A 21,547-nucleotide genomic window follows, 5' to 3' on the forward strand; every position below is an offset into this window, starting at 1 on the left:
ATCTCAGTTGACCGGGCCGGTGTTGCCGCCCTGCGCATCCGGGTGCGTGTGCGTGTCGTCGACGCGCTTGCCGTTCGCCGTGATCTGGCCGATCACGTTGAGAATGCCGTTGAACACCGCGGCGGCACCGCTCGCCGCGCTGCCGACCATGCCACCGACGAACGTCAGCAGCCCGGTGATCGTCACGGCCGCCGAGAACGTCGACAGCGGCGCGACGACATCGAAGCCGCCCGGCGCGACGATCTTGACCTTCTGCAGCGTCGGGTTCAGGTCGATGTACGTCGCGCCGTCGTCGCTGCGCAGCTGCGTCGAACTGCCGCTGACGCCGGCGAGCGCGCGCGGCCTCGACCGAAAGCCGAGCAGCACGAATCCGTCCGACAGGTCGTGCATGCGCAGCTCCGCCTGCTCCTGCACGCCGCCCGACTGCCACCATGCGTCGATGCAGCGCGAGGCGAACACGACGAGGCACTCGTCGCCCGGCGCCACCGGGAACGTCAACGTACAATTTCCGCCGGCAGGAAACTGGACTGGGCAGTCGACCAGCAGCGGCAGCGCGACGCTCTGGATCGTGCCCTCGATGCCGCGCACCTGCGCCTTGATCGCCGGCTGCACGCTGCACGTCGGCGGCCGGTCGGCGGCGCTTTCGAACGACTGGATGATGCCGGGCAATGCTGTCCAGATGCCCGCGCGCACGCCGTCGAACGCTTCACGCAAGGCGACCTCCGGGTCGCCTACCCTTTCACGTCGATCCATAGGATGAAAATGAAGAAGCTGCTGTTGATCGCCGCGCTGCTCGCGCCGCTCACCGCCGTCGCTGACGATGCCTATGTGTACCCGTTCGCCGGCATGAAAGTCGGCGCGACGGTCGAGAACGAATTCCCGACCATCCTGTACACGACGAAGAAGTGCGACCTGCCGCTCACGAACGCGAAGAACTTGCGGCGTTACGAGTCCTACCGCGGCGTGTGGGACATCGGCTGCTGGGGCGAGACGGTCGACGGCAACGCCTTGATCATCGTGCCGACAATGCCTACGAAGTCGATGCCGCTCAACGTGCTTGCGCGCGCCGACGTGAAGCGCAACGGCGAAAGCACGACGATGACCATCAAGGCCCTGCCGACCTACGGCCGCTAGCCGAACCGCTTGATCACGTCGGCGGACGGCACCGCCGCCTTGTCCTTAAATGAGTCGGGCAGCACGGTGACGTCGGCCGCGAGACAGATCACGCTCGTGTACCACTCTTCGCCGCGCGTATCGCCGCTCACCTCCGCGAGCATGACGTAATAGAAGCCGTCGTCCTGCAGCTTGGCCTGCATCTCGATCCGCTCGTTTTCGGCCTGCTGGCCGACATTCAGGCTGTACTCGTATTGCTGGATGCTCGCGTTGTCGAGCCAAATCAGCCGCCCGATCTTCACGCTCGGGTTCAGCAGCATCTTCACCTCGATGCCGTTCGCTGTCTGCTGCGGCAGGCCGACCATGCCAGTCGCGGAAGTGATCACCGGGATCTCGCCAGGCATGTACGCGGTCTCCGGCACCAGCACGACCTTCCCATCCTGGATGCTCCAGACCGTCTGGGTAGTCTTCGCGATTCCGCGCAGAAAATCGCGCGCCATCCCGAACATCACCTTGCCGCGCGGCAGGGGGTTCGATGTCACCTCCGGCATGTAGCCGAGCGACACGCCATACGGGCCCATGGCCGCCGTCGCGACGGACACGTGGTCGCTCGCCACCGAGCCGGCCGCGAGGGTCGTGTTGACCACGGCGAAGTTGTACGCCGAGTCGCCGTCCGCCGCGGTGATGTCGAGGAACGTATCGGTCTGGCTCTCGCGCCCGCGCCGCACCTGCTTGATCTGCCCGTCGAAGATAATCCCGTAGTTGCCCTCGTAGCCGGCCTGCAGGACGACGCGCGTGAATTCCTTCTGCGCGCGCCGCGCCGTCGTCGCGGACACGTTGTAGACCCGGATCCGCGCCGAGTTCGGCGTCTGCAGGTCGCCCCGCTGCACGCGGAACACGATCCGCAGCTCGGACAGATCGAGCGAATCGCCGCTATCGAAGCCGATGACCAGCGATACCTTCCGGCCGAACTGCTGAACGCTCATTGATCCGTCACCCAGAAAACGTGCGATCCAATGCCGAGATCCTCGTACGTCGGAACGTCGTCCGGATCAGCGGCGCCCTGCACCCATAGCCGCCCTTGGAATCCCAGGTGCTTGTACTGGCCAAGCAGGTCGATGCCGGTCACCAACGGGAGGCCGGACACCAGCGGGTTGTCCTGCGCATCCGCGACGTCGAGCACCCACCCCGCGCCGCCGGCCTTGCGGTACTGGACCGTCAGGCGATAGTCGGTCCCGCTCAGCGTCACGGTGAAGCGCTCGGGGCGCGGCGAAAACGGAATCTCGAAGAAGCTCGGCATCACATACTCCCCGGCGGTACCGCGCCGCCCGGCGCTGGCGTCGCCGGCATGGCGGCCTTCGTACCACCGTTGCCGGTCTCGGCCGTCGATGCCGGGTCGGCCTGGTTCTCGCGCGGCGGCAGCTTCGTCACCTGCGTCGACACGATGCGGATCTGCTTGAGCGTCGCCGTCAGGATCAGCGCGCTCGACGTCTTCTCGTCAGTCGTGAGCCGCAGGCCCTGCAGAAGCATGTTCTGATAGGTCCGGCGGCTCGTCGTGACGTCGAACGGCGTGCGCGCCTGCTGCAGCGCGAGGAGCTGCGAATAGATCGCGTTGACGTACTGCGCCGACGGCAGGCCGCCACCGTCGAACGTCGCCTCTGCCGCGCCGAGCAGTGCCTCGTAGTCGGCGTTGCTCCAGCCGCACCGCATCGAGAGATCCGGCTGGCGCTTGAAAGCGTGATCGGTGATCTGCGCCCCTTGCTCAACCGGATGCTCGGTGATCGTCAGCTCATCGTTGTAGACCTCTTCGATCGCGACCTGCACCGTAATACTGCCGATCATCTTCGGCGAGATCATGATCATGTCGAGGATCATGCGATCACCCCCTGCAGGTTGCGCACCATATCGGCGTTCACCGCGCGCTGCTCGCGCTCAACCGCACGGCCGGCCGCCGAAGGATCGCTAGCGCCAGTCACATGGATCTGCGTGGACTGGTGCAGCTCGACCTTCGCCGCGCCGCCGCGCGCTGCCGGTTGCGCGACCAGCGCGGCCGGCGGCTGGTAAGTCGCGCGAGTGTTCCGCAGCGCTGCCGCCATTTCAGCGGCCGTGATGCTCGCACGGTTGTTCCCCTTGCCCGCGTAGTAGCTGCGACCAGTATCCGGGTCTGCGACGCTCGCCCACTCGCGCGACGCCGCGCGCAGAGCGCCGCGCAGGTCGTCGCTACGCCCTTCGACGTAATCGGCGATCGCACGACGCTTGTTGCGCACGAGGTACTGCTCGAAGATCCGGTCCTGCAGCTTCCGGTCGAACATCTCGGACCCGTTCAGCCTCAACCCGCGTGCGGCCTCGGCCAGTGTGCTGCCGATGATCTGGTATCGGCCCGCCGCGTTGAACTGCCCCGCGCGCTGCGCCGCCATCACCTGCGCCAGCGTCATGCCCTCGAGGTTCTCGGTGCCGGCGCGGTAACCGCCGCGCGCGCCGCGGTTCACGCTGTTGTAATCGCCTTCGCCGCGTGCGATCAACTTGCCGAACGCGGTGTCCGCCAACTGGCCGAGCCGGCCAGCCAGACCGCCGTCGTCGTGAACCGCAACCCTCTCGATCCGCGGTGCCGGCGACGGAGCTGCCGCTGGCTGCTGTACCGGCTGCGGCCACATCGGCGGTTGAGCCTGCGGGAGCCGTCGAGGCTGCGGTTGCGGTGTCGCACCTTGCGAATCTGAGATTCGCGCGGGAGGCTCCTGCGGACCTTCGGCGGGCTCTGTTGCATCCGGCTCCGGTGTGACCAAGGGCGCCGGCATCCGGGACTGCTCGGCGCGCGGTGGCGTCAATTTCACGCCGCCGCCGTCCTTCACGCTGTCGATCTCCTCCTGCGTGTAGCCGCCGGTCGCATCCAAACCGCGCCGGTCCTTACCGGTCAGCACGTCCCATATCGACCGGAACCGGCCGCCGGACGCCTTCGAAATCCAACCGTCAACCGAGTCGCGCAGCGCATCGCCGATTTTCCAGCCAGCGAACGCGGCGCCGGCAATCGCGGAAAGCCGCCCCAACAGCGCGATCAGCCCGCCGACACTTCCAATCAGGCCGGAGATGACGGAAGCTGTACCGGTGCCTGCCGCACCCATCGCGCGAAGCGCTGCCGCGGCTTTCCAGATGCCGCGCGCGATCTTGAAAACGCCCAGCGCATTCAGTGCTACGCTCAGCAACAAGATCTTCGTCGACCAGCCGTTCGTGCTGTGGTCGAGCTCAACGAACTTGTCCGCAAGCCACGCCAGCGGCGGCCCCATCGCTGCGGCCGCCTTCACGACCGCGTTGGCGATGTCCGTGATCCGGTTCGCGATCTCGTCGCCGTGCTCATCCATCCAACGCTGGAACCGTTCGAGCTGCGGCCCGATCTTCTGCAGCATCGCGCCCTCGACGCGAATGCCGAGGTTCTCGAACGACGTACCGAGGCCGCGCAGCTGCGTCATGAAGCGGTGCGAGTCGTCGGCCGCCTTGTCCAGACCGGTCGACTTCGACATCTCGCGGTACTGCGCCAGGAGCTTCTCGTAGTCCCCGTTGCGCATCGCGAGCATCAGGTTCTCGTCGATGCCGAGGATGTTGCCGTACTGGCTGGCGAGCCACGTCGGCTTGTTCGCCAGCGACTTCCCGAGGTCGGACATGATGTCGACCGTGTCGCGCAGCTCGCCGTTTGCGTTTCGCGTCTGCACGCCGAGCGTCGCGAGGTAGCCCTCGCCCGCCGGGTTGTTGCGCAGGAAGCGCGCAAGGTTCTCAATCGTGCCCGTGGCCGCTTCGGCCGAGACGCCCATGTTGCGCGCGGCGAACTCGAAGCCGCGCAGATTGGTCGCCGACGCGCCGGTCCGCTGCGACACGAAGTACAGGCGTTCGAGCTTCGACGCGAATGCCGCGACGCCCGCGCTCACCGTGAGCGCGGCGCCGGACACCGTGGCGATCAACTGCTTGACGCCCTTGGTCGTGCCTTCGACGCCTTCCTTGAAGTTCTTCAGGCCCTTCTCGTCGACCTTGAAGCCGAGCGCGACCAGGAACTCGCGGATGACGACCGAATCAGCCATTTTCTCTTTCCATCTTGCGGCGGAACGCCGCTTCGTTGTCCGCCCGGACGGCGAGTGAATCGTTCATGAGCGCGATGTCGGCCAGGCCGAGCGTTCCGTCGAGAAGCGACTCGTACCGGCACATCTGCGCATGTACTGGAGCGAGCAGCCAGTCCTCACCGCCGGGCAGCGTGCGAATCCAGTCTACGTCGCCGCCGGGCTGCTCGCTTGGCTGGTAAGCAGCCCGCTGATAAAAGGGCCGAGGTTCGCCACCACCACGCGCACAACGAGCGGCAGCATCACGTCGATGCCGATGTCGTCGAACATCGACGTCTTGTGAGCGGTATTCCAGACCTTCGCCCAGCCCGCCCCCTGCCAGCGCTCGACAACGGACAGGCACGTGCCGAAGACGTATTCCGCGTCCTCGTCCTTCAGACCGGCCAGCGCATCAGCGAACGGCTGCAGCACCGGCGCGATCGCGTCAACCAGCGTCAACAGCTCGCGCGAGCGGTCCGCCTCGGGTGCCGGCGGTGCGGTGTCCTGCGCTTCCGTGCCACCGGCTTCTTCGAGAGCCGCGAGCGCGGCGTTCGCGCGCGCCTGCTCGCGTGCTACGTCGGCCTGCTCGAGCTCGGCATAGAACTTCATCAGCACCGGGATCATCGGCGGGATGATCGGCGCGATGCGCCGAGATACGTGGAACTGCTGCATCGCGCTCAGCTTGCCGATCACGTATCGCGTGCCGTTGAGTTGAACTTCGGTCGCCATGCTCAGTACGTCCCGAGGATGTTGTCGATCTTGATCGAGTCGAAGACCCATTCGACGATGTCGCCGTCCTTCGCGTACTTCAGGTCCGGCGCCTTCTTGAACGCGCAGCTGCGCGCGGTCAGCACGTCGCCGGCCGCCGTCTGCCGAACCTCGATCAGGTTCTTGCCCCACAGGCGGCTGTCGAGCGACTGCGCGTCGTAGAGCGCCATCAGCTTCGCGTTGATCGGCGCGGTCTTCAGGTAGCGCAGCGTGACCTGCCCGGACTTGTCGGCATGCAGGCTGTGCATGCCTTCGCCGTCCGAGCCGATCGTCATCGTGTTCTTGTCGCCCGCGCGCGCGATCGTGATGCCTTCTTCCGCAGTCGCTTCGCCGTAGCCAAGCGAGAACGCGCCGCCCGGGCCTACGATCGTCGCCGCGACGTCCTGAAAGCTGTAAGTCGTCATGTTGAGATGCCCCTGTTAGCGGTTGACGTTGACGAGGATGTCGACGCTGTGGATCGCGCCGGCTTCCTTCGCCGCGACCTGGAACGTGACCGACTTGCGCGCCTCGCGATCGGCCTGCGACTGTGTCGCGATCGGCGGCGCATATACGTAGTAGCCCTGGGCCAACGTGTCGCCCTGATTCAGTGCGCCGAAGCCGGCCGAATTCCAGACCCCCGGCGCCAGATACCCGTTGTTCACTGCCGCCTCGCAGGACGCCGAGATCGTCGCCGCGATCTGCGCGTTGCCGCCGTCGGTCTGCGGAATCTTCGTCGGGCTCTGGTACAGCAGGTTGTAGACGTCCGTCTCGATGCGGTTGCGGAACCAGATCGCGTTGTAGACCGAGTCGGCGAACAGGCCGCTCGGCGTCACGCCGTATTGGATGATCGACGTGTCGTTGCTGTAGTTGACGAAGACATTGCAGTTCTTCGCCTGCAGCGTGTTCGCCTGCGTGCTGGTCAGCTGTTCAGCGGCGACGCTCGGCTCCTGCTTGAACATGAGCGTGATCGTCGTGTTGTTGCCGTTGAAGTTCACCGTCAGCAGTCGGCCGAGCAGCGACGACACCGCATACGGCGTCGCGCTCGAGTACTGCACGATGGTGTACTTCAGCTTCAGCGCCTGCAGCTTGCTCGCGATGTCGGTCGACACCGTCGAGTCGAGCACCTGCGGGTTCTGCGTCGTGATGCCATAGATGTGCCGCTGGTCGGCTTCGATGAGACCAGCGACGGCAAGATGCTGCGCATCCGTGATCGACGCGTCAGCGAAGTCCAGGCCGAGGAACTGATTCGCAAACCGGTCGAGGAACACCGCAGCAGCATCGACCGGCTGTTCCGGTGCAATGCCGGCCGCCGGCGTACCTGCGAGGCTGCTGGTCAAGGCCAGCATGGACGAAACGTCCGTGCCGCTGCCCGGCGCGGTTGCATACCCGACGGTCGAGCTGGTACCGGACGTGCTCGAAGTCGCCACGAACTGTGAGCCGTTCCACGCAATCGTCGCGCCGGTCAGCTTCGCGTTGATCACCGTCGCAACGCCGTTCAGGTTCGTCTGCGCGGAGAAGTCGAGCGCGGTGACAGTCTTCGCGTTGCCGTCGATCGTGATGTTGAAGGCACCCGTCGTGATCGCCTTCCAGGCGGTCATGTCCTGCTGCGCCGTCGACAGCACGCCGCCACGAAGCGATCCGGAGGTGGCGGTCTTCGCCCAACGACCGATCATCAGCTGCTGCGGCTGCGGCACCTGGTTGAAATACAGCGCGGCCGCGAAGTACTCCGGCGTGTTCGTGCCGAAGTCGGACGTCACCTCGTCGATGCCGCCGTACGAGCGCGCGCGTTCGTTGGTGTCAATGATGGCGGACGGGCCGAGAATCAACCCGGTGTTCATGTTCGCGCCCTGCGCCGCCAGCGCGGCGAGGTTGATCGTCACGTTGATCAGACGCGATACCGGCAATCCGTTGGACATGCTGGTCCCCTACGAGTGGATGTTCGAAACGCCGGCCACGGGCGTCGACGAGTCAGTCGTCGTCGCCACGCTGGCCGATTTGAGGTTGAGGACCGCGTAGGTCCGGGTGATCTTGCGGCGCAGCGTCACGGTCATGTCGTAGCGCCGCACCCACTGCTGGTTGACCAGGTCGGGCGCCGCCCGAATCGGGCCGACGCCTACGAACGCCATGTCCTGTAGCTGGAGCTGCTCACGGTTCTGCGGGATCGCGAGGCCGTCGGCGAGCCGCTGCGCGTATCCCTTCGCGCGCGGCCCGTAGAACGTGCACATGACATCGATGTCCTGGTGCCGGATGTACGTGTCGTACCCGTCGCCGGTGCGGTCGTGCTGGATAGCCGGGCCGGCATCCGGCTCCTGCTCCTGCAGGCCGAACGCGCACCAGTTGACGGACGGCTCAGGCTGCTTCGGTACCGTCGGCTGCCACCGCGGCCGCACGAGGTCCGGCGGCAGCGACGTGACGCCCGCGATCAGGTCGTGGACCAGATCGTCGAGGGCGTCGTCCTCGGACGGCGGCGCATCGACGGCTGGCGCCAGGTATCCACCGGTCGAGCTGTCGGTCATGGGGTCATCCTGAGAGAGGCTTCAGGTCGCACGTCGCGCAGACGAAGCCGCGGCCGAAGTGCGAGTAGTCGTTCACGTTCACGACCGTGTAGGTGCGGCCCGCCCATACGACCTCGTCGGCGTCGTGGCCGGCGCTGCCGTCTATCAGCCGGAACATCGTGTGCAGCGTGATCGAGCCGATGATTCGGCTGCCGTCCGCGTTGCGGTGCAGGATGTCGCCCTTGTCGCTCGTCACGACGGCGTCGAACGACGTCGACGCAGCGGTGTTCTGCGCGCGGCCGTGGCTGTCGACCGTTTGCGTCATGCGATTGCAGATCAGGCCCGTATCCATGAAATCCGGATCGAGCAGGACCTCGGTTACGTCGAGGAAGGCCATAGCGAGCGCACCAACGAAAAAGGGCCGCGTGTGGCGGCCCTTGGAGCTGGGAAACTGGAAACTACTTCTTGCGAACCACGTACGTGATCGCGTTGCGGTACTGGCCGGTGTCGACCAGCGTGTTCTCACGCGTGACGCCGCGGCGCCGGCGCGCGGCCAGCGTCGATTCGGCCAATTCGGGAGCGATGTTGCTGTTGATCTTCGCGCGCACGCCGTTTTGCCCGGCGAGACCGGCCAGCTTCAGCCTGCGCTCGACCTGTTCGAGATCGCCGTCGAGCGCCGCTTCGACGCCCTTCTGGAGCTGCGGCTCGAAATTCGGCCGCGCATCCTGCACGCCGGGCACCAGGTGCGGGCGCGCCGGGATGTTGTTAGCCGGCGAGCCGTTTTCCATGATGTAGCCGATCTCGGCGTTGCTGAGCGGCTCGCCCTCGTCCTTGCGGCCGGCGGTGCTGTCCGGCACACCGACCAGCACCTCCTTCTGTACCAGCCCGCTGATCGACTTCAGCACCTCGTCGAGGCGATCGATTTTCATGCTGCCCATGGGGGTTTCTCCCGACGGGCAGCGGCGGCGTTACAGCTGCATGCCGCCCGCGCCCATCATCATTGCGAGGCTGAAATAGCGGACGCCGTACATCGTGGCGTTCCAGAAGCCGCCGTCCTTGATGGCGACAGCCGCGGTGTCGTAGCTCACGCTCACCTTGTCGACGGCCTTCGACGACTGCGGCCCGGTGACCTGGCCCGGCACGCCGCCGACGGTGGCCATCTTCTGGTCCTTCACTGCGAGTGCGAGATGGTGCGCGGTGACGAGCGCGATCCCCAGATCAGTCAGTTCGCTCCACCGGTCCGGGTTGACGAGCGAAACCGCCACGGTCATCCAGAACTGGATAAGCGAGTCAGGGTATGTCGTCGTGTCGCTGAACTCAGGGAACGACTGTCTGAACTGGGAAACGTCCACGGGTCACCTTACTTTTTACCGGCCTTGGCAGTCACAGGATCGGCCGCCGGGTCCGTCGCTGCATCGGACTTCGGCGGATCCTCGTCGGACGACTTCGCCTGCGCGGCCGCGACGCCTTCCGGCAGAGGGCCGGTATGCGCCTTCGTATACCAGTGGTCGGCGATGTAATCCTCGACCTCCTGCACGCCGGCAACGATGCGCCGCTCGATCGACTCGCCCTCATGGACGAGCCGCACGGTGAATGCCTTCAGCACGTTGATGAGCTGCATGTTACACCCCGTCACGGTAGCCGATCGTTTCCGGATAGACGACTTCGACCACGCCGAGGCGGCCGAAATACGTCACCAGCTGACGCAGGTCGCGGTACTCGAGCGGCGTCCGCTGCAGCGGCACGAGCGGGAAGCGCACGCGGCCCTTGTCCTTCGTGTATGCGACCATGCGGTTCTTGCCAGCGGCGCCGCGGCCGGTCAGCCACTTCGACGGGAAGATCTCAAGCGGTCTGCCGTTGAGCTGGTTCGCGAGGCTGTTGTCCTGCAGGTAGCGCAGCACGCTGATATTGCCGGCATCGCTGACCTTGCGCTGCACGAGCAGCGAGAAGCTCTTCGGGTCGAGCAGCAGGCGACCCGGGCACACGGCGTAGCCAGCGGCCGCCCACGCGCTGTTCAGCAGCTCGTTCACGTCGTCGAGCATCTGGTCCGGCGTCGCCGTTGCCCAGTTGCCGGTCTGCGCGTTGGAGACGTTCTCGACCGCCGTGCTGTTCACGAGACCCGTCACGCCAATCACGGTATCGCCGATGTAGACCTGCTCGTCGACGTCCATGTTGTGCTTCAGCTGCATGCCCTCGAACTTCTGCTGGTCGACGGGGCGGCCGAGCTTCTGTGCGGATTCCAGTTCCGGGATCGTCCAGCCGATCTGCATGCCCCACAGCGTCAGCGGGTTCGGCGTCTTGCCGATGTCCAGGCCGAGGCTCTGGATCGCGTTCGCGTCCTTGCCAACCCAGGATTTGCCGGCAGGCGACGGGCCGCCCGCCGCGGCGAACATGGAGTTCGTGAACGACGAGACCTCGTCGGCGATCGACACGTCCTCGCGGAGGTCGATGTCGCGCGACCAGGTGACCGACGCGAGCGGCATGTGCAGCTCTTGGTCGAGGCGTTCGAGCTCGCCGACCAGAAACGCGCCGGTGCTGTCGATCGTGCGCGCGTCGAACGTCATCATTGCGTCACGCGTACGCGCACGAATGATCGCCGGCGCGCCAGCGATTGCGATGCCCGCCGCGCGGGCGAGCAGCGACTTGTTGTGAGTCGTCATGTCGGCTCCCTTAGATGTTGTAAGCGATTTCGACGTTGCCGTCAGCGTCAGCGCCGGCCATAAACGTCGCGCCAGTGATGGCGATCGTGTTCGTGCCGTCGGCAGCCGCCTCGATGCCGCCGATAGGCTTGCCGGCTGCTGCCGCCGCGACGCGCACGTACACCTGGCCATCGAGCGCTGCAACACCGGCGTTCAGCTTCACGGTCTGGTAGCCGCGGCGCAGCGCGTCGCCGATGCCCTTGGCAGGCGGCGTCGAGGTGCCGAGCGGATCCTGCGAGCTCTGCGTCGGATACGGGCGCACCAGCAGACCGTAGACCGCTGCGGCGGCGTCGCCGGCGCCGATGGGTACAAACTTGCCGTTCGCGATCTTCCCGAACAGGCCATACGCCGAGAACGGCGCGGTCGGATCGAGGGGAACCGGCTCGATCGTCGACTGAGACGGCCGGGTCACGTCGCCGGGAATGCCCGACGGCATGCGATACAGAATTGCGTTGCCCATGAGGCATTCTCCTTACTGGTTGGACTGGCCCGCCCAGAACTTGCGGTTCTGTTCGTTGATGTCGGCGATGGTCTTCACCTTGCCGAAATCGCGCGTGCTGACCTTGCCGCTCGACGAGCCGGCGTTGTTCTTCACACGCATCAGTTCGGCGGCGCCGGTGAAGATTGCGTCGACCACCGGCGCGGGCATGGTGTCGAAGTCCGGCGCGCGGCGACCGAGGAACGGCGCAATCGCGGCGCGGCCGGCATCCGTTTCGTATGCCTGGTCGAGCGCGCGGCGCTGGCACTTGCAGAGCGCGGCCGCGCGGTCCTTCGTCTTGAGCCCGTCCAGCGTCGGCAACTTCACGCCCGGCGCGAGGATCTCGGCGCGCGCGGAGATGAGGCGCGCCGAGTCGCCGGTGTACAGCTCGACCCCTTCCTCGCTGACGCGGCGCGACGGCTCGGCCTCGATGACCGTGTCGGTCGTCTCGTCCGTTTCGTCGTCTTCCTCGTCATCGTCTTCGGTTTCATCGCCGCGCTCTGCGTCACGTGCCTCGATACGCGCCATGCGTCGATCGAGCGAGCGCAACGTCTTCAGGATCAGCGCGCTGTCGCCGGTCTTGCCGGCTTCGGCTTCTTCGCGCTTCTTGCGCTCTTCTTCGGACTCTTCGTCCATGGCTTCCTGCCCTTCCTTGAGCGCTTCCTCGACGCCGGCTTCGTCCTTGGCTTTCATCGACTTCATCAGGCGATCGAGCCACGCCGGCCGGCGTTGGGGCTTGCTGTCTTTCGTCTTCATCTCGGGTTCCTTATCGCCGATCGCGCAGCGCGGGCCGCAGCGGCCGCGAGGGACGATGGCTACGTGGTTGACAACGATGTTCCGCTGTACCCCGCGGCCGGGTGATACCTGTTCGTAGTCCGCCTCGTAGCCGAGGCTGACCTCTTCGATTTCTTCGTCCTGCACCGCCGTGATCGTGTCCGGATGCTTGATAAGCAGGTCGGCCACCAGCAGGTCGGGCTCCGTCGTGCTGCGTCGCGGGTTGAGCATCACGCCCTGGGTGAGTCCCGCGTAGTTCGACGGCTGAACGAAGTCATCCGGATGGTCGAGCGTGATGTCCTTGCCCATGCAGCTCGCCATCGTCGCGTCGCGGAACACTTCCTCCGCGGTGCGGCTGATGCGGATCAGCCCGTCGGGTCCGGCCTCGATCGGCACCTCGCCGGCGGCATACAGCATCTCGCCGGTGCGCGCGACGGGAACGTCCTCGCACAGCAGGAAACCCTCGGGCGTGAGCGAACGCTTCGGCCCGAGCTTCTGTACGGTGTAGAAGCGCATGTCAGTCCTCGGAAATGATCGGTTCGGCCCAGCACCGGCAGTTCCAGATCTGTCCGGGGTGGAACCGCATGACGCGGCCGTTCTCGTCGACCTCGGGCGGCTCGGCCCACGCGCAGACCTTGCCCTCCATCGCGCGGTGGCCGGCGCGTACGTCGCTGTCGCCACTGGTGCGCCAGATGTAGTGCGTGCTGCCAACAGATAGCGCGCGGGCCTCCGTGAGTGATGTCGCCGCGCGCGATACCTCCGTGCGCGCGATCAGGTCGGCGCGGCTCTTCGCGACCTCGCCAGACCGCTGAATCTCCTTCGAGATCGCCGCGGCGCGCGTGCTGTCTTCGAGAGCCTCGATCGTGAGCCGGTGCACGCGCTCGGCGGCCTTCAGCGGGATCGACCTGATGAGGCCGACCTGCTCGGCCATCAGCGCGCGCATCGTCTCGCCAGTCGGCGCGCGCCGCAGCTCGTCGCGCAACGCGCGCGACATCTCCTGCGCGTTCTGCATCCACGCCTGCTCGTCGCGCCGGTTCAGGTCTTCCAGCATCCGCGCGGCGGTCGCCTCGGCCCACGGCGTAAGCGCCTCGGCGTACCGCCTAAGCAGCTGCTCGATCGTCGGCGCCGCGGCGGGATCGCCAGGCGGAAAGCCATCGACCAACGCGCCCACCTGCTGCGCGATCTTGCGCAACTGCGTTCCGTACCGACGCTCCGGGACGCTGAGACGCACCGGGTTTTGGCGGCGCTTGCGATCCGTCGTTCGGGTCATCAACATCGCGTGGAAGCTCCGTTTCGGGCGCGGGCGGCGGCTGGTCCTCCGCCTCCTTGATCTCTTCGTCGGTGATCGACGAGAACACGCCCGTCCGGTGCGCCGACGCGCGCAATTCCTTCATGCCGCCGGCGGGCGTCACGAGCCCGGCGTCGACGGCCTTCGTCACCGCGTCGGTGATCGTGTTGGCCGTGGCCGCTTTCTGCTCGTCCGTCATCTGCCAGAGCGCGCGGAAGTCGTACGAGAATCCATCAGGCGGCTTCGTGCCGAGGATCGATCGGAACATCACCTCGAACAGCACGTTCAGCGGACGGCGCAGTCGGCGCTCCTGCTGCTGCTTGATGTTGTCGTAGTACGTGCGGAGGTCCGACTCGCCGGTGGCGTTCAGGCCGGCCGGCGACTGGCCGAGCAGCCGCACGAGCGGGATCTGCAGCGCGCCGGCGAGCTGCTGAGCGAACTGCAGCAGCACGGCGTCCAGGCCGGTGAAACCGTATTGGTCGATCTGCATCTCGTCGTCGGCATCGATCAGCGACAGCCCTTCGTTGGACTGAAACCGACGGATGAAGTCGACGTTCTTCAGCAGCGCCTCGAGCGCCGGGCCGCCCATCGCAATGATCTTGCGCAGGTCCTTCACCTTCATCGTGCGAAGGTGCGCCTTGAACACGAGCTGCGCCGCGCCCATCGTCGTGCTGTCGAACGCAACCAGGCGGTCGATAAGGCGCTCGATGACGGACTGGCCCCACAGGTTCTCGGCGATGCGCTGCCAGTACGGCAACGTGACGCCGTCGAAACGCAGCACGCGGCTGTAGTGGATCCGCTGGCGCGGGAGTGCCATCGAGTCGGCCACGACGTCGTAGTAGCGCGGCATGCCCAGCTCCGGACCTGGCTCCTGCACGAGGTCCGTGAGAGTCGGCTGCACGAGCCAGCGGTCGAGCACGCAGAGGCCCTTGAACTGGCCTTCCGCGATCGTGTCCAGCCGCAGCGGCTTCGACGCGTCCTGCCCGTCGATCATCATCACGGCGAGCGAGCCGCCGTAGAGGCGCGCCCACTTCACCGTGTCGCAGAGGCTGTCCCAGATCGCAAGGTTCTCGAACCCCTGGTTCAGCGCGTCCTTGTCGTCGGGATCGATGTCAGAGCCGATTTCGACGCCCATGCGCGTCATGTCTTCGGCGACGACGTCGACGGCCTGGCCGACGATCCACGACGACCGGTACATCGCCTCCATCTGCACGCGGTTGCGCGAGATGAAGTCGAACCCGTACTGGTAGGCGGATGCCTGATTCGGCGTGCCGAGGCCGACGCGCGCTTCGAAGTTCTGGAAGCTGTCCGGCGTGAGCCAGCGTTTCGCGTTGGCAGAATCCGCAGCCATCGCGCGGTATTGCCGCTGCTCGGCCTTGCGTTGTTTTCGATTCATGCCGACCCTAACTTTGTCCAGATGTCCAAAACTTGCCCGGCCGGCTGATACGCGATCATGACCGCGTCAGCCAGGTTCGGCGATTTCGTACCGTCGGGCGCCTTGTCGATGACGATCTTCCCGACGCCGTTCACCGTGTAGGTCGGCTGCGCAAGCTCCATCGTCAGCGCGGACAGCTCGTCGAGCGCCGGGTCGATGGAAATTATGTCGTCCGTGTTGTACGGCTTTCCCTCGACGACCGCGCGGTACGTCGCCTGGAAGCGCAACCGCAGCGCCCACCAGGACTGAGCCTTGAGGTTGGCGAAGTAGTCCTTGTTCTTCCGCTCCTGAACCATCTCGCCTTCCGGATCGTGCACCGAGCCGGAACCGCGGAACGGCTCGTCGTTGATCGGCCGCTTGCCGATCTCGATGCGCTGCTCGTTGATCACGCGCGCGTCGCCGCGCACGCCCGCGCCGAGCCCATCGGCGTCATAGTCGAACGACTCGTAGCCGAGCTCGTCGCAGATGCCGAAGGTCTTCTCAACCGTCTCGTAGATGTCGCCGCCCTTGCCCGACCATGACCGCAGGTAATTCAGCAGGAAGCCGTAGCGGCCCGCGAACGCGTTCTTGTCCTTGCCTTCGTCGGCGACGTCGAGGCCGCCGCGCCGCACGCCGCTAGGCTCGATGCCGAGCTTCACGTGGGCGCCGATCGCGGCCTGCACCCACGCGGACGGGATCACGACGCCCTCGACGGACGCCGCGTAGTTGATGTCGATTTCCTGTGCGACGACGACCGGATCGAGCTCGGCGCATTGCTTCGCGTACCAGGCGTCATCCTTGCGCGGATCGTCACGCCAGTGGAACGTGAAGACACGCACCTTTCCGCTGTGCCGGCGCTGGGCGAACGAGTTCCCCATGCCATTCGGCGTCGAAATGTCCTGGCGACAGTTCGTCGTCGCCGAGAGCGACGCGTCAACCAGCTGCGGCCGCTCAAGGAACGCCGACTCGTCGACGATGTAGAAGCTGGCGCGGTCGCCTCGGCCGATGCCGTCTCCCGACTCCCCGGTAATCACCGACCCAGTGTCCGGGAAGATGATTCGCATGTGCGGCGCGTGCGTGCCGACGTCCCACGAACCGCGGAACTCGGCAGGCAGCAGCCGCAGGAACTCGCGCGCCTTCCAGAACAGGCTCTTCGGCGATCCGATCTTGTCGACGTACTCTTCCTTGCGCGAGCCGAAGCCGGCCGCGACGCCCTCATGGAACAGGCAGATCGTGTCGGCGAGCCCAACCGTCAGCCACGACATGCCCATGTCGCGCGTCTTCTCGGTGATGCCGGGCTCCTGTGCCTTCCAGCGCTCCATGAACCATTGGCACCATTCCTCCTGCTTCGGGAACAACAGGAATGGGATCGTCGCCGGCAGCCCGCGCTCAACGTTCCGCGGATCGAATGTCATTCCCCAGTCGATGATGAACTGAGCCGGGTTATCGCGGTAAAACGTGCGCAGTGCCGGCAGCACGCCCGGGTTCGCGCGGATGCGCTTCAGTCGCTCCGCCCGCCATTCGAACACCTGCACGTAGTCCGGTGCGCGGAAGTCGAACGGGAACGGGATGGGCATGCTATGGGTTCATCAACTGGGCGTACAGCTTCGCAGCTTCGATCGGGTCGCTCACGGCGATGAGTGCCTTGGCAGCATTCCCCGCACCTGCGCCCGTTTCGGCACCAATGCTGTATGCCTCGCGTTCAAGCCCGATCAGCGTCTTCAGTGTCTCGGCCAGCTTCTTCATGCTGTCGATACGGCCAGCCGACGACGTTACCTTGCGGTATGCGTCCATCAGCTTCGATTCGGAATCGCTCCCGGTATCAAGCACCAGTTCCGCCAATCTCTCGAACAGTTCCGGATCGTTTGTAACCGCCTCGAGCTCATCCAAGAGAGCCATCGCCACCCGGCGCGACCTCGCGATGTCCCCGCGATGCGCTAGTCGAATCCGTGCGATTACCTCGGCGTTGGCCTCGACAATCTGACGGTCGGATACCGCCGCTTTCGTGGATACCTGTGTGGATACCTCACGTTTGGATACCAGCGCGTCGGCCTTTGCCTGTATGCGTTTCCCGAGATCGCGCTCCCAGCCGTCACGCTTTGCGCGCTTGTTGATCGCGCCGTGAGTGATGCCCTGGGATGCCGCAATCTCCCGAACCGACAGCACGCCGGCCCGGTAGTCATCTTCGATGCGCTCCCAGTCCGGCGCGGCTTTCTTTTCCTGCGCCATATCATTCAACCTGAAATGTTCGTGCCGGTCTGTTCCCGGCTGCCATCCGCATTGCGCGGAGAGCGGGAATCACGGCTCCGGATCGGGCCGCGGCGGGATCTCGAAAAGGGATTCGGCCGCGCGGCGCGCCACACTCGGCGCGATTCGCTCGGCCCGACGTCGCCGTTCACGCGCCGCGGCTTCCTGCTTCGCCTCCAGCACGAGCATCGGGTCTCGGTACATTCGGGATTCGAGGATGCGGAAGCACATATCGGCGGCCCAATGCAAAAAGCCCCGTGGCTTTTGCCAACGGGGCTTCGTCTTCTCGCGCCTGTGCCTCCCAACCGGGAAGCAAAAGCTCACGCGCGAGGCGGAATCAGTAATCTGACGATGATCATAGAACAGAATCCAGCGGTTTACAACTATTCGAAGCGAATTTTCCGATCACCGAATCAGCGGTTAGCTTTGCGATGCATTGCGACAACGATCGATGCGCGTCGGCAAGCACAAGGTCAAAGTGGCGGCCACGCAAAACGGCCTTGTGCGCCTTACGAAGACGAGTTTGCACTTGGTCCGGCGCCATACGCCAGACGTACGTGTACTTAAGCACCCATTTCGCGACATGGTTCGGCATCGACGACCATGCTGCCTCGATTAGCCATCCGTCCTTCTGCTCGGGCGGGATCGTCATCTCGGCGAGCGCCCTGTCGCGTAGCGCGACGTGCAGACGCGCCCACTGCGCGCAGACCTCCGGCTTGAACCGCGGCGAGCGGACCGTTGCTCCCCAGTTGTCGAGCCTCTCTTCCATGGTTCGGAACTCGCTCATGCAGCCTCCCGCTTCATTCGCCGAACTTCGGCACGGTAGAAAGTCTTCATTTCTTGAATCTCCTGAACGGTGAGCTTCTTCGGGACGTGATGACCTTCCAGCCATTCAACACGCTCGATTCCGATCTTCTTGACCAGGTTGGCACGGTAGGCGATCAGGTTGCCGGAAAGATGGGTGTTGCACGGGGCGCATTGCAGGTGGACGTTATCCGGTTCAAATCGAAGCGCCGGCTCGGAACCAACCGAACGGTAGTGCCCCGCATGGTTCTGACCTTGATGGAATCGGCCACACGAAATGCAGGGCTGCCCGGCGTCACGAGCTCGGATCCAGGCGTTGAATGCCGCTTGCAGCTCCCGAAGGTGCGTGCCGCGCGTCTTGGCCTTCTCCAGCGCGTCCCGCAGCGATTTGCGCTCGGCGCGCTGCGCACGAGCCAGTTTGCGCGCCTTTTCCTTCTCGGTCAGCGCAATGGCGCACGCCGGCGAGCAAACCTTCTGCATCGAGCGCGCCGGCGTGAACACGACACCGCATTCTCGGCATCTCTTCGGCTTTACGGTTGAGCGGATCATTTGACGACTGGCACCGATCATGCGGCCACCTGGACAATGCAGGTACGCCACGGATTGGAGCCTAGCGCGGCGACGCGACGGAGTGTTTCCCTCTCCTGTCGTGCCTGGTCAGCGATTCGCTGCCTCTCGATTGCCTTCGCCGAGACTCGCGTTACCTTGGCGTCCTCACGGCTTCCAACAGCCCAAACTGCCACGCTCCGAATATCTGCGCTTGGTCGAACCCATTCCGCGATGTAGATCCGCTTCGTTTTCATGCGCTTGCGTGCCCGTGAAATGGCGTCACTCACGCCACCTGAGTCCATCTCGAGCGCAGCCGATAGCTCGGCCGTCGTCATCGGACCACGCTCCTGAAGCAACAGGACAATGCGCCTGAACCTGGTCATGCGGCACCCACTGCAGCAATTGCTTCGCGCGCGATGCGCAGCCGATTTGCCTGTACCTTCCCGGTACGCTCTTCTTCGGCGATGATCTTCTGAGCCCATCCGATGTTTCTGCCTGCCGGAGCCGTGCGAAGCACGCCGGACGCGTTGAGTTCTGCCAGTCGCTGACGCCCATATTCCTGAGACGAGTACCCCTTACCAGGAGCAGGAAGTGCCGGCGCGCGCTCGGGCACCGGCAGCACGTTTCCCTCGAGGATCGCGCTAAGTGCCCGCTCGAAGCGTGGCTTGATCTGAGAAAACGTCTGGCTGAGCATGTCGTACTCCCCAACCTTGACAGCTGCCCAGTAAATCGCCGGGTTCGACCACACGTCCTTCCCGTACTGACGAGCCCGCATCTGCTCGATCGCCTCGTACACCGCAACGTCGACGTTGATCGGAGGCTTGCAAAGCGACAGGAACTCAGTCAGCGAGGGCGGCCAGTCGAACTTGCGTCGACACGCGCGTAGGCCGGCAGCGACCAGATCGGGCGTAATACCCTCTTCGTCGAACGCATCGGACCACGTCTCGGTCCAATTCGCGATGGCACGAGCGTCCGCGAATGCTGCGCGCCATCGATTCGGATACGCGCCATCGAGGCGGTTGAAAAGGTGGTCCATCAGAGAAATCCCATCCAACTGCGGCCGAGGTTCAAGCCACACGCTCGGCTTCAACGTCGATGACGTCGTGAGTGCGTCCATTGCTGATCCTGTTTCGGTTGACGTAAGCGACCGGGTCAAACTTCCCGGCGCGTTGCTGTTGTGCGGCCGGCTTGCCGTTCAGGCCGGCCCAATCCTCGCGAACAGCCGTCATGAAGGCGGAATCCCAGTTCGCGTAGGTGTAGCCCTTCGATTCAGCCTTCAGAACGAAGGCGGCGAAATGCTTTTCGAGCTGTGCATAGCCGTTCTCTGCCGCCCAGTTCCGGACGCGTTCGCTAATCGCAAAATCGGCTGGCAATGTGACCTTCGCCGGCTTCGATGCGCGGATCGCTGCGGGACGCGAAGCGTCACGCGGCTTACTTTCTTTTATTGACGGTTTACTTGACGGTTTACTGGACGTATTGGGTGCAGTGGCTGCACCCCGTTCCTGCGCCATTTGCACCCCGTGGCTGCATGGATTGCACCCCGTGGCTGCGTCATTTGCACCCCGTTCGTCACGGGGTGCAGCGGTTGCATGCCGTTCGATGTTCAGGTCATAGCAAACAGGGCGACGATCGCCGCGTTCGATGTAAGCTGCCACGACCGCCTGGTTTCCCTTTTGAATGACGCCCATCTGCTCAAGCGCGTCCAGCTTTGCGCGCACGGTGCGTTCGGACAGGCCCGTGTCGAGAACAAGCGTCGCCGCGGACGGAAACGCCGCTTTGCCGCGGTGGTCTGCATAGTTGGCGAGACAAAGCAACACGTGGCGCGCCGACGCGTCAGTGACGACTTGCTGTTCCATCGCCCAGCTCATTGCTTGGATGCTCACTGCGCCTCCACCGGCAAGCCGATCAGTTCCTGCGACTTACCCGTCGCGACGCACTTGCGGGAGCCGCGTTTTTCCAGCCGGCCAGCGTCCAGCAGTTCGCGCACACGACCGCAGACGCTCGACAGCTTGAGGTTGGTGCGTGCGGAGATTTCTTCTCGCGTGAGAAGAACGTCGGGCGCGTCAAAGCACCCCATGACCATCCGCTGCGTGGCACAAAATTCTTCGACCGAAATGGTCTTATAGCTTTCGTACTGCGTCTCGGAGACGCGTTGTCCCGAGATCGGGCTGTAGAAGTCGGCCATATGGCCTCCGATAGGAGTACTGAATCAGGGCAGAAACGATCTCTGTGAGAACGCTTTTGTCATGTTTCAGAGCGCCGGCCGAAGCCGGCGCGCCTTACTGCTTGGTCTGCTGCTGAGCTTCGATGATCAGATGCCCGGCAATCGCGAATGCAGTTGCCAGCTCGGGATCATCGATAGCTGCTCGACTGAGCTCCTCAATCAGTGCGTTTCGGTTGTCACCAACCCGTTGCCGGGCGTCCTCAACGGCCTCACGGCCCTTCCGAAGCGCCTGCTCCTCGGTCATTTCATCGTCGCCCTCGTCTGAATCACCTCTTCCATCAACGTCAGCATTGCCATCCGCGCAAGGAACTGAGACACGGCACGGTTGCCAACGACCCTTTCAAAGTCCGCGATCAGCCGAGCCGGAAGATCCTGGCGTGCCCTCCCATGGCGATCGAGCGGATCTCGGTTCAACATGTTGGAAAGATGCGATGCCGGGACATCGAGGCGTTCAGCCAGCGTTCTTTGCGTCATGCCGCGTTCGGCTCGCTGCTCCCACGCGAGACACACGGCATCACGGAAAGAACTGCACTCGGCGATTGATTCCTGCGGCACAAACTCAGCCTGCGCCGTATGGGCGCCGCCTGCAGGCTGGCAGTGAGGCTGTAAGAGCATCAAGACTCCATAGAGAAA

Annotated in this window: 30 protein-coding genes; 1 reads left to right on the plus strand and 29 read right to left on the minus strand. The window is 64.8% G+C overall.

The features are described from left to right. Positions 1–3 precede the first annotated feature (3 nt). Positions 4–753, minus strand: a complete 750-nt coding sequence (locus tag KU887_RS19810; RefSeq protein WP_258257447.1) for a Gp138 family membrane-puncturing spike protein — start codon at positions 751–753, stop codon at positions 4–6. Between the two features lie 24 nt (positions 754–777). Between KU887_RS19810 and KU887_RS19815 the strand changes: the two genes are divergently transcribed. Then, complete coding sequence (locus tag KU887_RS19815; RefSeq protein WP_249207062.1) at positions 778–1,134, plus strand: hypothetical protein; 357 nt, start codon at positions 778–780, stop codon at positions 1,132–1,134. Here KU887_RS19815 and KU887_RS19820 read toward each other — a convergent pair. From KU887_RS19820 to KU887_RS19950, 28 genes are all read right to left on the minus strand, one after another. After that, a complete protein-coding gene (locus KU887_RS19820) occupies positions 1,131–2,099 on the minus strand; it encodes a hypothetical protein (protein WP_212203090.1) in 969 nt (322 codons plus the stop codon). The two genes, KU887_RS19815 and KU887_RS19820, sit on opposite strands and share 4 nt — an antisense overlap. Continuing rightward, positions 2,096–2,413 carry a phage baseplate plug protein gene (locus KU887_RS19825; protein WP_034201702.1) on the minus strand — a complete coding sequence of 106 codons (318 nt, stop codon included), beginning with the start codon at positions 2,411–2,413 and terminating at the stop codon, positions 2,096–2,098. Before KU887_RS19825 ends, KU887_RS19820 begins: the two co-directional genes overlap by 4 nt. Beyond that, positions 2,413–2,988, minus strand: coding sequence for a phage baseplate protein (locus KU887_RS19830; protein WP_175910626.1), 576 nt, complete (start codon positions 2,986–2,988; stop codon positions 2,413–2,415). Before KU887_RS19830 ends, KU887_RS19825 begins: the two co-directional genes overlap by 1 nt. Continuing rightward, positions 2,985–5,180: a mannosyl-glycoprotein endo-beta-N-acetylglucosamidase gene (locus KU887_RS19835; RefSeq protein ID WP_258257452.1), complete on the minus strand. Its 2,196-nt coding sequence runs from the start codon at positions 5,178–5,180 to the stop codon at positions 2,985–2,987. The genes KU887_RS19830 and KU887_RS19835 overlap by 4 nt, the downstream gene beginning before the upstream one ends. Continuing rightward, positions 5,173–5,304, minus strand: a complete 132-nt coding sequence (locus KU887_RS34650; RefSeq protein WP_264838576.1) for a DUF6889 family protein — start codon at positions 5,302–5,304, stop codon at positions 5,173–5,175. The genes KU887_RS19835 and KU887_RS34650 overlap by 8 nt, the downstream gene beginning before the upstream one ends. 59 nt (positions 5,305–5,363) lie before the next feature. Further along, the gene (locus KU887_RS19840) at positions 5,364–5,924 is read right to left on the minus strand and encodes a phage tail assembly chaperone (RefSeq protein WP_212093588.1); all 561 of its coding nucleotides are present in this window, start codon (positions 5,922–5,924) and stop codon (positions 5,364–5,366) included. Between the two features lie 2 nt (positions 5,925–5,926). After that, complete coding sequence (locus tag KU887_RS19845) at positions 5,927–6,367, minus strand: phage protein (RefSeq protein WP_023474707.1); 441 nt, start codon at positions 6,365–6,367, stop codon at positions 5,927–5,929. 15 nt (positions 6,368–6,382) lie between these two features. Next, positions 6,383–7,858 carry a DUF3383 domain-containing protein gene (locus KU887_RS19850; RefSeq protein ID WP_258257453.1) on the minus strand — a complete coding sequence of 492 codons (1,476 nt, stop codon included), beginning with the start codon at positions 7,856–7,858 and terminating at the stop codon, positions 6,383–6,385. 9 nt (positions 7,859–7,867) lie between these two features. Beyond that, entirely contained in the window at positions 7,868–8,458 is a 591-nt protein-coding gene (locus KU887_RS19855) for an LIC_12616 family protein (RefSeq protein WP_258257454.1), read from the minus strand. A gap of 4 nt (positions 8,459–8,462) precedes the next feature. Then, entirely contained in the window at positions 8,463–8,834 is a 372-nt protein-coding gene (locus tag KU887_RS19860) for a hypothetical protein (protein WP_258257455.1), read from the minus strand. A 61-nt stretch (positions 8,835–8,895) separates the two neighbouring features. After that, positions 8,896–9,375: a hypothetical protein gene (locus KU887_RS19865; RefSeq protein ID WP_258257456.1), complete on the minus strand. Its 480-nt coding sequence runs from the start codon at positions 9,373–9,375 to the stop codon at positions 8,896–8,898. Positions 9,376–9,405: 30 nt separating this feature from the next. Next, entirely contained in the window at positions 9,406–9,789 is a 384-nt protein-coding gene (locus tag KU887_RS19870) for a DUF4054 domain-containing protein (RefSeq protein WP_258257457.1), read from the minus strand. A gap of 8 nt (positions 9,790–9,797) precedes the next feature. Next, complete coding sequence (locus KU887_RS19875) at positions 9,798–10,058, minus strand: hypothetical protein (RefSeq protein ID WP_258257459.1); 261 nt, start codon at positions 10,056–10,058, stop codon at positions 9,798–9,800. Between the two features lies 1 nt (position 10,059). Beyond that, positions 10,060–11,097 carry a DUF2184 domain-containing protein gene (locus KU887_RS19880; protein ID WP_258257460.1) on the minus strand — a complete coding sequence of 346 codons (1,038 nt, stop codon included), beginning with the start codon at positions 11,095–11,097 and terminating at the stop codon, positions 10,060–10,062. A 10-nt stretch (positions 11,098–11,107) separates the two neighbouring features. Continuing rightward, on the minus strand, positions 11,108–11,596 hold the full coding sequence (locus KU887_RS19885; protein ID WP_258257462.1) for a hypothetical protein: 489 nt from the start codon (positions 11,594–11,596) through the stop codon (positions 11,108–11,110). Positions 11,597–11,608: 12 nt separating this feature from the next. Continuing rightward, a complete protein-coding gene (locus tag KU887_RS19890; RefSeq protein ID WP_258257465.1) occupies positions 11,609–12,904 on the minus strand; it encodes a DUF2213 domain-containing protein in 1,296 nt (431 codons plus the stop codon). Between the two features lies 1 nt (position 12,905). After that, positions 12,906–13,580, minus strand: coding sequence for a phage minor head protein (locus KU887_RS19895; protein ID WP_258257466.1), 675 nt, complete (start codon positions 13,578–13,580; stop codon positions 12,906–12,908). Then, on the minus strand, positions 13,489–15,072 hold the full coding sequence (locus KU887_RS19900; protein ID WP_258257467.1) for a DUF1073 domain-containing protein: 1,584 nt from the start codon (positions 15,070–15,072) through the stop codon (positions 13,489–13,491). The genes KU887_RS19895 and KU887_RS19900 overlap by 92 nt, the downstream gene beginning before the upstream one ends. Continuing rightward, positions 15,069–16,625, minus strand: coding sequence for a TerL protein (locus tag KU887_RS19905; protein ID WP_258257468.1), 1,557 nt, complete (start codon positions 16,623–16,625; stop codon positions 15,069–15,071). Before KU887_RS19905 ends, KU887_RS19900 begins: the two co-directional genes overlap by 4 nt. A gap of 43 nt (positions 16,626–16,668) precedes the next feature. Then, complete coding sequence (locus KU887_RS19910) at positions 16,669–17,319, minus strand: hypothetical protein (protein ID WP_258257470.1); 651 nt, start codon at positions 17,317–17,319, stop codon at positions 16,669–16,671. Positions 17,320–17,388: 69 nt separating this feature from the next. Next, a complete protein-coding gene (locus KU887_RS19915; RefSeq protein ID WP_258257472.1) occupies positions 17,389–17,526 on the minus strand; it encodes a hypothetical protein in 138 nt (45 codons plus the stop codon). A 166-nt stretch (positions 17,527–17,692) separates the two neighbouring features. Further along, the gene (locus KU887_RS19920; protein WP_258257473.1) at positions 17,693–18,124 is read right to left on the minus strand and encodes a hypothetical protein; all 432 of its coding nucleotides are present in this window, start codon (positions 18,122–18,124) and stop codon (positions 17,693–17,695) included. After that, positions 18,121–18,711 (minus strand): recombination protein NinG, encoded by a 591-nt coding sequence (locus KU887_RS19925; RefSeq protein WP_258257474.1) that lies wholly within the window; start codon positions 18,709–18,711, stop codon positions 18,121–18,123. The genes KU887_RS19920 and KU887_RS19925 overlap by 4 nt, the downstream gene beginning before the upstream one ends. Positions 18,712–19,069: 358 nt before the next feature. Next, positions 19,070–19,807 carry a replication protein P gene (locus tag KU887_RS19930; protein ID WP_258257475.1) on the minus strand — a complete coding sequence of 246 codons (738 nt, stop codon included), beginning with the start codon at positions 19,805–19,807 and terminating at the stop codon, positions 19,070–19,072. Beyond that, positions 19,758–20,546 carry a helix-turn-helix domain-containing protein gene (locus KU887_RS19935; protein WP_258257476.1) on the minus strand — a complete coding sequence of 263 codons (789 nt, stop codon included), beginning with the start codon at positions 20,544–20,546 and terminating at the stop codon, positions 19,758–19,760. Before KU887_RS19935 ends, KU887_RS19930 begins: the two co-directional genes overlap by 50 nt. 23 nt (positions 20,547–20,569) lie before the next feature. Then, the gene (locus KU887_RS19940; protein WP_258257477.1) at positions 20,570–20,875 is read right to left on the minus strand and encodes a hypothetical protein; all 306 of its coding nucleotides are present in this window, start codon (positions 20,873–20,875) and stop codon (positions 20,570–20,572) included. Between the two features lie 94 nt (positions 20,876–20,969). Beyond that, the gene (locus KU887_RS19945) at positions 20,970–21,158 is read right to left on the minus strand and encodes a hypothetical protein (protein WP_060158614.1); all 189 of its coding nucleotides are present in this window, start codon (positions 21,156–21,158) and stop codon (positions 20,970–20,972) included. Then, positions 21,155–21,529 (minus strand): helix-turn-helix transcriptional regulator, encoded by a 375-nt coding sequence (locus KU887_RS19950; protein WP_258257479.1) that lies wholly within the window; start codon positions 21,527–21,529, stop codon positions 21,155–21,157. Before KU887_RS19950 ends, KU887_RS19945 begins: the two co-directional genes overlap by 4 nt. Between the last annotated feature and the right edge of the window lie 18 nt (positions 21,530–21,547).

The organism is Burkholderia sp. EMB26 (genome assembly GCF_024730645.1).
Lineage (GTDB): Bacteria > Pseudomonadota > Gammaproteobacteria > Burkholderiales > Burkholderiaceae > Burkholderia > Burkholderia cenocepacia.